The 15039-nt window shown below is 34.3% G+C and carries 15 protein-coding genes; 1 reads left to right on the forward strand and 14 read right to left on the reverse strand.

All coding sequences use genetic code 11. The annotated features are described in order from the left end of the window. Positions 1–28: 28 nt before the first annotated feature. Positions 29–826, reverse strand: coding sequence for a hypothetical protein (locus CVU84_00870; protein PKM96300.1), 798 nt, complete (start codon positions 824–826; stop codon positions 29–31). A gap of 319 nt (positions 827–1145) precedes the next feature. On the opposite strand from CVU84_00870, the gene CVU84_00875 reads away from it, so the two are divergent. Next, positions 1146–1487 carry a transcriptional regulator gene (locus CVU84_00875; GenBank protein ID PKM96301.1) on the forward strand — a complete coding sequence of 114 codons (342 nt, stop codon included), beginning with the start codon at positions 1146–1148 and terminating at the stop codon, positions 1485–1487. 68 nt (positions 1488–1555) lie between these two features. On the opposite strand, the gene CVU84_00880 is transcribed toward CVU84_00875, so the two are convergent. The 13 genes from CVU84_00880 to CVU84_00940 all read right to left on the reverse strand — a co-directional run bounded on the left by CVU84_00880 (position 1556) and on the right by CVU84_00940 (position 15021). After that, positions 1556–2509, reverse strand: a complete 954-nt coding sequence (locus CVU84_00880; GenBank protein PKM96302.1) for a shikimate dehydrogenase — start codon at positions 2507–2509, stop codon at positions 1556–1558. Positions 2510–2511: 2 nt separating this feature from the next. Next, a complete protein-coding gene (locus CVU84_00885) occupies positions 2512–3474 on the reverse strand; it encodes a hypothetical protein (protein ID PKM96303.1) in 963 nt (320 codons plus the stop codon). After that, the gene (locus CVU84_00890; GenBank protein PKM96304.1) at positions 3471–4127 is read right to left on the reverse strand and encodes a bifunctional 2-keto-4-hydroxyglutarate aldolase/2-keto-3-deoxy-6-phosphogluconate aldolase; all 657 of its coding nucleotides are present in this window, start codon (positions 4125–4127) and stop codon (positions 3471–3473) included. The genes CVU84_00885 and CVU84_00890 overlap by 4 nt, the downstream gene beginning before the upstream one ends. A 9-nt stretch (positions 4128–4136) precedes the next feature. Beyond that, a complete protein-coding gene (locus tag CVU84_00895; protein ID PKM96305.1) occupies positions 4137–5063 on the reverse strand; it encodes a hydroxyacid dehydrogenase in 927 nt (308 codons plus the stop codon). A gap of 15 nt (positions 5064–5078) precedes the next feature. Then, positions 5079–5645, reverse strand: coding sequence for a glucose-6-phosphate isomerase (locus CVU84_00900; protein PKM96306.1), 567 nt, complete (start codon positions 5643–5645; stop codon positions 5079–5081). Between the two features lie 25 nt (positions 5646–5670). Beyond that, positions 5671–6726, reverse strand: coding sequence for a galactitol-1-phosphate 5-dehydrogenase (locus CVU84_00905; GenBank protein PKM96307.1), 1056 nt, complete (start codon positions 6724–6726; stop codon positions 5671–5673). A 26-nt stretch (positions 6727–6752) separates the two neighbouring features. Next, positions 6753–7802 (reverse strand): alcohol dehydrogenase, encoded by a 1050-nt coding sequence (locus CVU84_00910; protein PKM96308.1) that lies wholly within the window; start codon positions 7800–7802, stop codon positions 6753–6755. Between the two features lie 492 nt (positions 7803–8294). Continuing rightward, the gene (locus tag CVU84_00915; protein PKM96309.1) at positions 8295–9074 is read right to left on the reverse strand and encodes a DeoR/GlpR transcriptional regulator; all 780 of its coding nucleotides are present in this window, start codon (positions 9072–9074) and stop codon (positions 8295–8297) included. A 32-nt stretch (positions 9075–9106) separates the two neighbouring features. Continuing rightward, a complete protein-coding gene (locus tag CVU84_00920) occupies positions 9107–10021 on the reverse strand; it encodes a MurR/RpiR family transcriptional regulator (GenBank protein ID PKM96310.1) in 915 nt (304 codons plus the stop codon). Positions 10022–10271: 250 nt separating this feature from the next. Continuing rightward, complete coding sequence (gene glpK, locus CVU84_00925; GenBank protein PKM96501.1) at positions 10272–11753, reverse strand: glycerol kinase; 1482 nt, start codon at positions 11751–11753, stop codon at positions 10272–10274. Positions 11754–11815: 62 nt separating this feature from the next. Continuing rightward, a complete protein-coding gene (locus CVU84_00930; protein ID PKM96311.1) occupies positions 11816–12628 on the reverse strand; it encodes a short-chain dehydrogenase in 813 nt (270 codons plus the stop codon). A 220-nt stretch (positions 12629–12848) separates the two neighbouring features. Continuing rightward, complete coding sequence (locus CVU84_00935; GenBank protein ID PKM96312.1) at positions 12849–13484, reverse strand: flavodoxin family protein; 636 nt, start codon at positions 13482–13484, stop codon at positions 12849–12851. 166 nt (positions 13485–13650) lie between these two features. Then, on the reverse strand, positions 13651–15021 hold the full coding sequence (locus CVU84_00940; protein ID PKM96313.1) for an alpha-amylase: 1371 nt from the start codon (positions 15019–15021) through the stop codon (positions 13651–13653). Positions 15022–15039 lie beyond the last annotated feature (18 nt).

The raw sequence follows: 15039 nt of genomic DNA on the forward strand, positions 1-15039 counted from the left end.
CATTTTCCTTACCTTATTCAATGATGCACTAAATATGTTTAATAATACCTGCATCCATTAAGATATTACTTCCGTTGATTCCATCATTAGCAGCTGTAAAAATAACAGTCATTGCAACTTCTTCCGGAGTTAAAAATCTTTGAAGTAATGATGGTGAATCAGTCCCATTCGCAAAATATTCTACTTTTGCTTCTTCTAAAGTCAAACCATCTCTTTTCGCAATTGTTTCAAGATAATCTTTTACCCCAGGCGTCATCGTTGCTGATGGTAAAATACTGTTTACAGTAACCTTGGTTCCCTTAGTCATTTCCGCTAATGACTTAGTTAATGATAAACCTGCCGCTTTAGAAGCTGAATAATGGGCCATATCCTTATTCGCTCTAATACCAGCTTCACTACCAATATTAATTATTTTCCCAGAATTTCGTTTCAACATATTTGGTAGTAATAACCTTGCTAATCTTACGATACTAAGTACATTGACACTATATATATTCATCCAAATTTCATCTGTTAGCTCTGCGAAAGGAACAACCCCGTAGATTCCAACATTATTAACAAGAATATCAATATCACCGTCTTTGATAGATTCCATGTAAAGTAGCTCTGCTCCATCTAATGTTCCTACATCTGCTGCAATTCCTTTGACTACTGTTTGAGGATATTTTTTTTGCATTTCACTTACAGCTTTTTCTACCTTTTCTTTTGAACGACTATTGATAATTACGTTTGATCCTTCTTTTAGAAAAGCCTCTACTATTGCAAGCCCAATACCATCTGTTGAACCAGTCACTACCACCTTTTTACCTTTTAGATCCGTTTCCATATTACAACCTCCATTTGAATTCCAACTTATTTTTTTACTGAGTTGCTTTCTTGAAATTCTATTTTATATATGATACATAAAATAGTATTTTATTCTATACCCTTATTATATATTATACCTAACTTTAGTCAAGTACTTACTTATTTGTTAGGTAACTAACCTTTAGGTTAGAATTCTATTCAACAATGTTTTTCAAAAACACCAAGTATTCTTTTATGTGAATCTTTAACATATTTATTTTCATCCTATTAATATTACGGTATACTGTGCTATAATTGCTATAACTGTAAACCATTGTCTCGTTAGGAAGGTGTAATATATGATTGAATATAATTCACATAAATATGTATGTCACTTAGATTTAGGTATTGATTTCATACGTGGCAAATGGAAAGCCGTCATTTTATGCCATTTAAATGATGGTCCAAAAAGATTTTTGGAACTTCAAAGAATAACTGTTGGTGTAAGTCAAAAGGTACTAAATGAGACATTAAAACAATTAGAGCAAGATGGGCTGATTAAAAAAATTATTTTCCCTGAAGTACCACCAAGAGTAGAATTTCAATTAACCAAAATGGGCAATGACCTCTTCCCTATATTAGATTCACTTCAAAAATGGTCAGAAGCATATTTTTCACATATTAGCCATATTGCTAAATAATTTTTAATCAATATAAAAGAGCCATTTCAAATAATGATTTGGCTCTTTTACAATAATTGATTCTTAATCTATCCTCTCATTTCATATGCAATCTTCTCACAATGTTTGAGAATATCTCCAGTAATATTAACATCAAACACTTCAGCAATTACTTGTGTCCATCCATGAATAAAGTAAATCCATCCATCTTCAACATACAATTGCTTTTGCGCATTCTGTTTCTGAGCTTGATACATAAAAATTAAATCACCACGATAATTTAACTCCCAAACTAAACTATGATGAGGAAAAACAACTTGATCACTTAGAGGTGATCCCGGTCTATCTTTGCCCAATCCTGTGGCATTAATAACCAATGAATAAGGTTTGATTCGACTTAGTAATCTATCATTGTCTTCCGGAGTAACCCCTTGTACAAATTCAAAAACCACTTTATCATGAATACCTTTAAGCTTTTCTTCTGCCTCTTTTAGTCTTGGAAGGCTTCTGTTTGCAATAACTATTTTCGTTGGAACATCATCCCCAAATTTTGCTTGAGTTAAATGTGAACTTATAGCCAAAGCACTACCACCAGCACCCATTATGAAAACCTCTCCATTATTTTTAGACCAAAATCCTTTGGGTATAAATGCTTCCAATGCTAATCCACTGGAAATTGGATCTTTTGCATGTCCACGTAGTTGGTCACCTCTTTTAGAAATACAAGACAACTCTCTAAACCTTATTGCATGAGAATCGAGATAATCAAACATATCTTCACATGCTTCAAATAAATCCAGTTTATGCGTTGTTACCAAAGCTCCTAATGATAACTCATCATTTTTAATGAAACTTACTACATGACGGTAGTCTTCTTTCTCTGCATGAATATCAATATCTATGCCTTTAATGATTGCATTATTTAATCCTAAGGCTTCTTTTGCCCATCTTGGAAAAACTGTCATAATCGAAGACTTCAATGTTGTTACACCAATAAAATAAAACGTTGGTTGTGTTGCTTTTGCTGGTAAAATTACACTCATCATTATTCTCCTTCTGATTTAATACTTAGTGCATTTTGTGGATTGTATCTTACAAATTGTTTTATTGTTTCTTCATTTATCCCATTCTCTTTTAAAATATCACTGAATTCTAACAGTATAAAGCTTAGTCCAACCTTGCCACCATACGACTTCATTCTAGCTCTGGTAGTATCAAGCCCTAGCAATATCTGTTTGTCATAGCCTAATTCACATAAATCTCCCAACCATTTAGCTTCTGCTTCATTGCTGTGATACTTATAGCGTGCAATTGTATCACATTGTAGATAAACACCTTGCTTTAAGGCATTGATTGCATATTGCTTATGATCAATACAGCGATCCATATGTGCTAATATGATATGATTTGCTTTTACACCACAGTCTTTTAAATAGGAAATCAATTCATCTGCTGTTTCTGCGTTTTCAATATGACATTGGATTGGGGTACCTGTTTTAATGGAAACTTCTGCTGCCGCAGATAATAGTTTCTCATACCTGCTATCTATTCCCTTTTCATCAATAGCCGTCTTAATCATTCCTGCTCTACTTGTAGTTTGAAGTGATGAAAACTCAACTTCAGAATTTTCATACATACCCGTATTGATTTCACTTAACATTAACTCAGCAAAACCGCTTTTTGATATATTATGTATCCAATGATTCTTTCCATAGAAAATCAATTTATGAAAGCCTGTTGATGCAATGATATGAACACCTGTCGCTTGAGAAAGCCTTTCCAGTTTCTTACTATCTCTACCACATCCTACCGGTTGTGCATCAACAATCCAGTTTCCTCCATTATTATGATAATCTCTTACTTCTTCATAGGTTTTATCATAACTATCAATACATAATAGAGGGTTAATCAACTTAGATTGTCTACTAAGGATAAATAAATGTTCATGGCATTGGCAATAATCAAGGCAATTAGCTTCCAGATCACCTAATACAGTTCGTATAATCATTTCAACTTTAAAGCTCCTCTTGCTTCTTTTATCCTTTCAATAAATAGCTTAGCCGTCTTAGTAATCTCTTCATAATTTCCTGTTTTTGCTCCAGCTGTTAAACTACTTCCTGCACCACATGCTACTACGCCTGCTTCTATCCAATCTTTAATATTATCTACTTCAACACCACCCGTTGGCATCATTTTAACCTGCGGCATTGGTCCTTTTACGGATTTTATAAATTGCACACCAAGAATATCCCCAGGAAATGCTTTAATAATATCTGCTCCATATTCCATCGCTTCAACAATTTCTTTCATCGTCATACATCCTGGCATATATGGAACTCTATATCTATTACATAATTTGGCAGTCTCTTTATTAAAACTTGAGCTAACGATATATTGGGCACCACTTAAAATAGCAATTCTTGCAGTTTCAGGATCCAATACTGTGCCAGCACCTAAAATAATTTCATCTTCCGTATAGGTTTTAGAAAGTTCAGCAATAATTTCACTAGCTCCTGGAACTGTGTAAGTGATTTCTATTGCAGCCACACCACCATCTATACAAGCTTTTGTAATTTTTTTAGCTTGATCTGCGGAGTCCGCTCTTACTACCGCTACCAATCCTACTTCTGAAATTCTTTGAATAACTCTTTCCTTATCCATTTTCTCTCCTTAAGCTAATGCTTTAATCAAGTTTTGCGCAGCCATCAAGCTCATATTATCAATAGCTTCATTTGAAGAAGCTGCACAATGTGCTCCAACTATCAAATTATCAAGTTCCATTAACATTAGATTCTTTGGTGGTTCCGTTTCAAATACATCCACACCTGCTGCCATGATTTTATGATTTTTCAAAGCATCGTAAAGCGCATCTTCATTTACAATACCTCCACGTGCAGTATTAACAAGGATAGTTGTTTTTTTCATCATTTCAAATTCTTTATAATCAATCATATGATGTGTATCCTCATTAAGCGGTAAATGTATGGATATAAAATCTGCAGTTTTATATATAGTCTCTAAATCTGTATACTTCACATGATTCGCTTTCGCATAATCATCATCTTTAAATAAATCAAAAGCCAAGACATTCATATCAAAACCCAACGCTCTTTTTGCAACACCTTTACCAATTGCACCAAGTCCTATGATTCCAATGATTTTATTGTTCATCTCAGAGGTCTTTATTTTTTTCCAATTACCCTTTCTGCACTCTTTATCAATAAAGGTAATCTTTCTTGTCAAATCTAGCATTAAACCAAATGCATAATCTGCAACTGCATCAGAGTTTGCTCCAACAGTCCTTAAAACTGGTATATCCAGCTGCTTGGCATAATCAATATCAATGTTATCTAATCCCACACCATATCTTGATATGACTTTCAGCTTTTCTGCAGCTTGAATAATCTCTTTGTCAAATGGGTCAACACCAAGAATAACACCATCTACATCTTTGATTAATTCTTTCATTTCTTCTTTTGACATAATTCTATCATAAGGATTATTTAACAATTCATAGCCCTTATCAAGAAGCATTTGCCTTGCTACTTCACTGCTCTGGCTAAAAGAGCGAGGTGTTATCAGTATTTTATACGCCATAATAACGCTCCTTTACTATGCTTTCCACTTAGGATTATCTATGATTTCAGGTTTACCATCTTTTTCAACAATGAGCTTTCTAAAGCCTTTTGACTCAATTGTTCCATAATCATGACCCGCATCAGCTCTAAAACAAAAAAATGTAACCAATGGTGTTTTTCCTGAATTAATGCTTCTATGTGCCCATCTTGCTGGAACATACACTGCTTTACCAGCTTCTAATTTGTCTGCCTGCCATTCACCCTCAGGTGTTTCCATAAGCATATATCCTTCACCACTAATACAGTAATATACCTCTGCAGTTTCTAGAATTGTGTGAAAGTGACCTTTGGTCATAAAGTATTCATTGCCTACTTTACCCGGATATGTAATACTTGTTCCATATAATAGATCTTCTTTTACTTCCTCAAAGCCCATTTCGGTAAAGTCATAAATCTTCGGATCTTTATCTTTCAAAATATTCTCAAAGGCCTTTTCATCCGCAAACATACCCTTCATGTTTGATAAGTACCTTTCTGTTACCTTTTCATTCGTACCTCCTGTCTTTAAATCAAAACTTGAAACAAATGGTTTTTTAATCATTGCTTTCATCCTCCTATAAAATAATTTAATTGTTCACGAAAATAATCTTATTAAATTCTATTGCCCTCTCGCCGAGTTTTTCAAATACCTTTGGGGCCTCTGATAAGTTGAATTTATGAGTTATTAGTTGACTAACCTTTAGTTTTCCTGCAGAAATATAATCTAATGTAGCTCTCCATTCAACTCCTGGAAAAGGCGCTGAATAGCTATTCCAGGATCCGAACACTTGAACTTCACCTCTTACAATTCTTTCAAAGGTTTTAGGAGGTAGTACAATATCTTTATGTGCTGTTCCAAGAAATAAAATACGACCTAAATCCCTAGTAGTTCTAAAAGCCTGCTCTTGCGTAATATTCGACCCTGCTGTTTCAATCGTTACATTTGCACCTTTTCCAGTAGTAATTTCTTTAATAGCTTCTACTGGATCACCTAAGAGTGAATTGATACAAATGTCTGCACCAATCGCAATCGCTTCCTCGAGCTTTTTATCTAAGATATCCACGGCAATAACCTTTGTCGCTCCCATTATTTTAGAGAATTGAATCGCAAGTTGACCTATTGGCCCGCAACCTAATACAACAACCGTATCACCTGGGTTTATTTTTACATTAATCATGCCGTGAAGCGTTACTGCTGCGGGCTCTACCAATGCGCCTTCTTCCGTTGATACATTGTAAGGCAATTTAAGAATATTCTTCTCTGGAGCAACAACATATTCTGCAAACGCTCCATCTCTCCTAGAGCCGATAAAATCATAGCTTTCGCATTGACCATAATGCCCTTTCACACAAGCTTCACAAACCATACAAGGTAGCATTGGAGCTACAACTACTTTATCACCAAGTTTAATCTCTTTTACACCTTCTCCTACTGATTCAACCGTTCCACTGAACTCATGACCCGGTATGGTTGGAAAAGTATATGTACCTGTATGAAGTACTCTGCTAATATCTGATCCACATATACCTACTTCGTGGACTTTAATAAGCACATCATCACTGTTTTTCACTTCTGGTTTTTCTACTTCTTCATATCTCAAGTCACCTGGTGCATAGAGCACTGCTGCTTTCATTTTGGACATATTTTTCACCTCAAATATCTTTATGATTATTCATTCACTATCAACGCTTTTAACCCTTCACCACTGGCCGCATATTCAAATGCAGCATTGCATTCATCTATTGTAAATTTCTTGGTCACTATTGGTTTTAAATCCATTCTGTCAGATGCAGCAATATAAATGGAATGAACTACATCTTGCAAACTTGATCCAGTTGTACCTAAAACAATTAGCTCCTTATAGTGAATCAAATTGGTATTTAAAGTCACTTCTTCTTTTCCTTTAGGCATACCACCAAAGAAGCTAATTCTTCCATGGACTGCTGCAATTTCTAATGCTAATTGTTGTATCGCTGGTACGCTATTGGCTGTAATAACAACATCTGCGCCTAAGCCCTTCGTTTCTTTGTTCATTACTTCTTTTAAGTCTGTTTTCATTGAATTAACTAAGAGATCTGCTACACCCATCGCTTCAACCTCTGCAAGTCTGCTATCAATAATATCAACCATTATAATCTTTGTTGCTCCAGCAATTTTATTGATCATAGCGTGAAGAACACCAATTGGTCCTGCACCAATAATAACTACTGTATCCCCTGGTTTTGTGTTCAGTGCTTTATAACTGTTATAGCAACATGATAAAGGTTCACATAAAGCTGCTTCATCATATGATAAATTTTCCGGGATAAGCATCACATTTCCAACCTTTATAGCATGTCCAGGCACTTTCATATACTCTGCGAATCCACCATCCCAACTAATTCCAAAAGCCTCATAGTTTGCACAAAGCTGATTAAATCCTTGTTTACACATTTCACATTTACCACATCCAACATTTGGTGGAATAACAACCCTTTGTCCAATTGTGTAGTCTTTGACATCAGATCCTACTTCAACTATTTCACCTGAAATTTCATGACCAAGAATCCTTTTTACTCCCTTTGGAATTTTAAAATGCCCAAATTTATAAATTCGAATATCTGTACCGCATATCGCACAGGCTTTCACTTTAATCAAAATTTCATCTTTGCTAATTTTAGGTTTTTCAATTTCCTCAGGACGTATATCACCTATTCCATAATAAACAGCTGCTTTCATAATAATTCTCCTCTGTAAATCAATTTACATGTTGCTTAACTTTCAACAGCAGTATCAAGTTGTTGATTGTTAAGCGTTTACTGTCATTTGTTTTCATTATATATCGTTGACTGTTATTTGTCAAGCGTTTGTAATCGTTTAACATCGTATTGTTGTTGTTTTCTGTCACTTCGCTTCTTATAAACAAAAAAGGACATCTCTCGATGTCTCAGGTTGTTGATAATTTATTTATCAATGAACGAAACAGAGATAAAAGCATTTTTTCTTCTAGATAAATACGAAAGGCAGTAAGTGTTCATTTTTCGCCTGACCGGCCGAAGGGTAAGGCCAGAAAAATGAACACTTACTGCCAATAATGAAAACACCTATCAGAAAAAATGCTTTTATCGACAGTCTCAAACAGCTATCAATATCTCTAAACTTTCACATAGTAAAAAAAATCGCAACCTTACAGGCTACGACTTATTCTATATTTCAATTTGATGACTCATTCTATTTGCTTACTTCTAAATCAACACCAGCATCGGCAAATTTCGAAATACTTTCATTACCAAGCATTTCGTCAGTAATAATCAAATCACATTCTAAAACCTCAGAAAACTTAGCAAAGGATGATTTACCGAACTTCGTGCTATCACACAATACAATAACCTCATCACTAATACGAATTATTTCTTTTTTTATCGTAGCTAACTCCAAGTTAGGTGTCGACAATCCCTTTGATACACTAATTCCATTTGCGCCAAGGAAAGCTCTATCTGCATTCAGATCTTTTATTGAGCTAATCGCTAATGGGCCGATAACACAGTGAAAATGTCTTCTCAACTGCCCGCCTAAAAAAATTACTATAGCATCCGAATTTTCATCTAGATAATTTGCAATCTTAAAATCATACGTTATGACAGTTAAGTTTTTTTTGGTTGGTAAGAGTTTAGCTAGCTCATAGGTTGTACTACCCGTATCTAAAATAATAACATCATCATCTTGAACATAATCGATTGCTTTCGAAGCAATTTGCTTCTTCATGTCAATATTTTCAATCTCTTTTTCATATGAGTTTGGTTCATAGATCATTTTTTTATTACTAATTGCTCCTCCATGCGTTCTTTTCAAAAGCCCGATTGTCTCTAATTCCCGAAGATCACTACGCATCGTTGCTGGAGAGACTGAAAAATGATCACAGAGGTCTGCAACGGTTTTTTTCATTTCTTTATTCAATAGCTCAACTATAAGTTGCTTTCGTTCATCCACGAATATTTTTTCATTTGCCATATCATTTAATCCTTTCGCATTTTATAGCAATTCTATCTTGTATCCTTTAAGGCCTTATAGGTTTTATCTAAATACTCTAATGTACTTTCAAATTTTTCACTGGCATAACAAGCATACAATAAATCAACTATTAAGATTTGTGCTGTTTTGGATGTAGTTGCTTCCCAATATAGTGCTGAGCCTTCATCTGATGTCTTCGTAGATGTAAATAAAGAAACATCTGCATAATTAGTAATAGGTGACTCTTCGAAAGATGTGATTGCAATAGTTGGCGTATTGTTGAATTTAGCAACTTTAAGCGAATTAACAACGGATTTGGTTCTACCAGAATTACTAATTCCTATAACAACATCCCTTTCAGTACTAATCGCTGAACACATCAATTGTATACTCTCATCACTAATTAAAATGCACTTTTTACCTGCTCTAGTAAATCTCATAACACCCTCCATTGCAGCAATGGATGATGAACCCATACAAGTAAAAATAATCGTATCCGCATTTTTTATTAAAGAAACCGCCTTGTCAATTTCTGATAAATTCACTCTTTCTTTTGTTTCTTTAAGGGTTTGAATATTTCGTTGAATAACCTTCTCAAATATAATTTCACTTGTATCAGTTTTCATAATATCTTCATAAATATAGCTTTGCTCTGAACTATCATTTTTATTGTTTTTATCACTTGATGTAAGTATTTCAACAAGCGCAAATTTGAAATCTCGATAACTTTTGTAATTTAACTCCTTAACAAAACGTGTTATTGTCGATTCAGCGACTTGACATTCAGTTGAAAGCTCCTTAGTAGTTAATAGTTTGCTCTCATTGGGATGTTTAAGAACATATTCTCCGATTCTTTTTAGCGCTGGATTAAAATATGGCATTTGCCTATATATTCGTACTAATACGCTATCTTCCTCTACGTTTTTAACGTTATTAACCTTCTTCATGCCCACACCTCAATTTATTTGTAGTATATATATTGTATTATTGCATAATTATATTGTTATTTCAATACTTCATATGGAATAAACGCATCGTTATTGTCGTATTTATTAGAATCTTTAAACAAAAAACCAACTGCTATAAAATACGGGGAATAAATATGTAATCATAAGAAAGATAACGCTTCCTTAGATTAAACTAAAGTAAGCGTTATCTTAAGTTACCTATCACAATAAACTACATACAATTCATAAACTAATGTTCAATCCAATTAGTCGTTCTATCAACTGCTCTTTTCCAACCAGCATATAACACTTCTCTGCCTTCTTCATCAAGATTTGGTTCGAACTTTTTGTCAAGCTCGAAAGAACATATCAAATCATTTTTATCTTTCCAAAAACCAGTTGCTAGTCCAGCTAAGAAAGCAGCACCTCTTGCAGTCGATTCAATAATTTTAGGCCTTATCACTGTTACGTTCAATATATCTGCTTGAAACTCCATCAAAAAGTCGTTAACACATGCTCCTCCATCAACTTTTAATTCAACTGTTGGGATTCCTGAATCCTTTTCCATCGAATCGATAACGTCACGAATCTGATATGCAATTGATTCAAGTGTAGCTCTAATAATGTGGTTTTTGTTCGCTCCTCTTGTCAATCCTAAGATTGCTCCTCTTGCATATTGATCCCAATAAGGTGCTGAGAGACCTGTAAAAGCTGGAACTACATAAACACCATTCGTGTCTTTCACTTTTCTAGCACAAATTTCCGAATCTTTTGCATTATCAATTAGTTGCATTTCATCTCGTAGCCATTGAACTGATGATCCTACCGTATACAACAAACCTTCTAAAGCATAATCTATTTTTTTGTCAATTCCCCATGCTATCGTAGTTAATAAACCTGATTTTGACTCGATTGGCTCACTTCCAGTATTCATTACCAATGAGCCCCCAGTGCCATATGTTGCTTTTGTCATACCTGCTTCGAAACAGGTTTGACCAAATAATGCACTTTGCTGATCACCAATTAAAGCAGCAACAGGTATAGAAGCATTAAAAAACGACTCTTTATTGGTCATGCTATAGACTTCACTCGATGACTTCACCTGTGGTAACATGGATTTCGGGATATCTAATGCACTAAGCATTTTTTCATCCCATTCAAGTGTGTTTATGTTAAAGAGTAATGTTCGTGAAGCATTAGAATAATCCGTAACATGTGTACTTCCACCTGTTAACTTCCAAGTAATCCAAGTATCGATTGTACCAAAAATCACATCACCTAATTCTGCTTTTTCTCTGACACCTTCAACATGATCAAGTATCCACTTGATCTTTGTACCAGAGAAATAAGCATCAATGAGTAGACCCGTGTTTTTCTTAACATACTCATCCAATTTCATTTCTTTTAGTTCTTCACAAATTCCTGTCGTTCTTCTATCTTGCCAAACGATAGCATTCATCACTGGCTTGCCAGTTTTTTTATTCCAAACTACTGTAGTTTCTCTTTGATTGGTTATCCCTATTGCTTCAACATCATTTATAGATGCTCCTATATTCTTAAGCGCATTTTCAACAGTAGATAATTGTGCATTCCATATTTCTATTGGATCATGCTCAACCCAACCTGGTTTAGGGTATATTTGCTCGAAATCTTCATATGCCATTGATGAAATATTCCCACTTTTATCAAAGAGTATGGTTCTCACTCCAGTTGTACCACAATCAAAAGCCATAATATATTTTCCCAAAACCTTACCTCCAATACAAATTAGTGATTAAATTATACAGAATTTATTTATACTTCCATACCGTATCTATGTATTTTGTGAGTAGGATATAATGAAACTGTTGGAATTGTAACATCCGGTGTTCTTGTTGCTACATAAAGTGTAATTTCTGCAACGTTCTCAACGTCTATACAACTTGAATGAATACCTTCTTTAAGCTCTTTTTCATCTAACCAACCTTCAACATAGGCGGGAAGATCTCCATCATATATTCCTGAATCAATTACTTGTGTCATTGGCGTTTTTACATGAGAAGGATTAATAACAGTAACTCCTATGTTTTTATCTTTTCCTTCAAGTAATATATTCTTACTTAATCCTAACATCCCATGCTTAGAAGCTCGATATGGACTATGTCCTGGGCAAGATGCTACTTTTGTTGAAGATGAACCCATATTTATTAATCTTCCACCTGTTTTTTGCTTTTCCATAATTCTGAATGCTTCTCTACAACATAAGAATACACCTGTTAAATTTGGACCAAGCGTCTTGTTCCACTCTTCTAAAGTTGTTAAACTGATAGGTGGTGATAACGAATCTCTTCCAGCACTATTTACTAACAAGTCAAGTTTACCCCATTTATCCATTGCCAACTTGAAAAAATTAATAACTTGTTGCTCATCTGATACATCTGCATTTGCATAAAAGCAGGTTCCGTTATCTGCTATAATTTCTGCTGCAACTCTTTCTAGATTCACTTGATCAATATCGACTAATAGCACTTTAGCTCCATTCTTTGCAAATATTTTTGCTACTGCTTCACCAATACCTGAAGCCCCTCCAGTTACAATTGCTACTTTATCATTTAATCTTTTTTCCATTATACATATTCCTTCCTTTTAAGTTATTGATGTAAGGTTATCACATACATAAAGTATAACATTTCATTTTATTTTGTCAATATAAAATCGTATTTAATTTTATTATGTTTGAATCTATACCTATTGGATTATTTAATCAAGAACAAGGGAAAGTGAAAAGGAAGGGAAAAGGGGACAGGCACTTTCCTCTTATGAAAACAACAAAATGAAATAAACTACCTTAACGTATAAAGTTTGTAAACGACTTTTTCTCTCTTCCTGGCTCTTTCACAGAGCTCTTTCCATGCTCGATTAGTTGCATAGCCCATACCATATTTTTACCAAGCACGCGAAGGGTTTGAATCCCCTCTTCATCTTGTAATATATCTTCAGATTTTGTTCCGAAGAAAATATTCCAATAGTTTGATGTAGGTATCAACATCTCAGAATAGCTAATATAATTGTTAAGCTGATGAAACGTTGGAACTCCACCCGCTCGTCGTGCAACAACAACCGCAACTCCTACTTTATGTCTTAACATTCCATTATTAACACTAGTAACGTAAAACGCTCTATCCAAAAAGGCTTTCATAGTTGCACCAATTGAGGAATAATGTACTGGTGAACCTAAAATTACTCCATCTGATTTTTTCATTTTTTGAATCCATTCATTCACATCATCATCAGATTGAATACATCTTTCATTGTTGTTTTTCGCACATTGACCACATGCAACACATCCTCTGATTACTTTATTCCCTACATGGATGATTTCCATTTCAATGCCTTCTTTCTCTAACTCTTGACCTAATATACGAATAGCTTGATAAGTATTACCTTCTTTATTCGGACTTCCATTAAATGCGATAACTTTCATTTCTTTTCCTCCACATGATATTAATTGAATTCAAACTTAACCTTTATATTTACAAGCAAAGTTGATTCAATAAACAGCATAAAGCAAAGATGACCAACAAACAAGTATGCACTTTTTTGTTAGTCATCTTACTTTTTAGTATTGATACCTTTAATCTAAAAGGTTATCACTTCACAACCTTCAAAATTCTTGCCCAACTTGGATAAACTGCATCAATATGGCACTTCCCATTTTGAATAGGAAACACTTCTCCATCGTTTAAAATATCAACTACCTTTGTCCCACTAACAGGTATATCCAAACATAGTTCAACTGCTGCCTTATTGGCATTTACAATTACTATAATACATTCCTCATCTGTCATTCTAGCAAAACCAAACTGCTCATGTTCAACTAAAATTTGTTTATACCTGCCATATTTCAAGGCATTTGACTCTTTTCTAATTGTTGCAAATTTTCTAATAGCTTTTACCAAATCTTTATTTGAACTATGATTCGAAACGTCCAACAAATCAAGTTTGGGTCGTAAACACTCATCAGAATCATTTGACTTGACTCCAGAAATCCCCCACTCACTTCCGTAGTAAATGGAAGGTATCCCCGGCATAGTAAATAACAACGCATAGAGAGTGTATAAATGTGATGCACAATTTAGTGTACTAGCTATCCTATTTACATCATGATTGTCTGCAAAGGAATATAGAGCCTTTCCCTTATACAACCCATTTGTCTCATTAAATTGTCTGTTTAATGAGTATGCAATTTCGAAAAAATTCAAATCATTATGGCTGGAATATAAGCCTTTATAACATTCATAGTTTGTAACTGAATCCAGTACATCTTCCGTTATCCACTTTCTGTAATCACCATCCCCGTTCACTACTTCTCCCATAAGCCAAAAATCAGGTTTAAGACGATTACAAAATGTATTTAATTCTTTTAGAAATTCAAGATCTAAGCAATCAGCACAGTCAAGCCTTATTCCATCAATATCAAATTCTTCTACCCAAGTTTTTACTACATCGAATAAATAGCCTTTTACTTCATTGCTTTCTAGATTAAGTCTTACTAAGTTATGGCATCCATTCCACGAATCATAACAAAAATGATCACCATAAGGGCTTATTCCACTAAAATTAAGATTCTTAAACCAGTTGCAATACTTAGAACTCGAACCATTCTCAATTACATCCTTAAAAGCCCAGAATTCTCTTCCAACGTGATTGAATACACCGTCGAGTACCACTCTTATGTCATTATTATGAAGTAGCTTACATAAGTCTGAAAAATCTTTATTTGTCCCTATTCTTCTATCAATTAACTTATAATCAACAGTATCATATCCATGAGATAAGGATTCAAAAACAGGACCAAAATAAATTGCATTTACACTAAGAGATTTCATATGCTCAACCCAAGCCTTTGTCATCTCCAGTAATGAAGTCGTTTCCGACATATTATTATTCATGCTAGGTGCTCCACAAAATCCTAAGGGATAAATATGATAAAATATTGCCTCTTCTGCCCATGTAAACATAAATTGCCTCCTTGTACA

It is taken from the genome of Firmicutes bacterium HGW-Firmicutes-1, assembly GCA_002841625.1.
In the GTDB taxonomy this organism is placed as follows: domain Bacteria; phylum Bacillota; class Clostridia; order Lachnospirales; family Vallitaleaceae; genus HGW-1.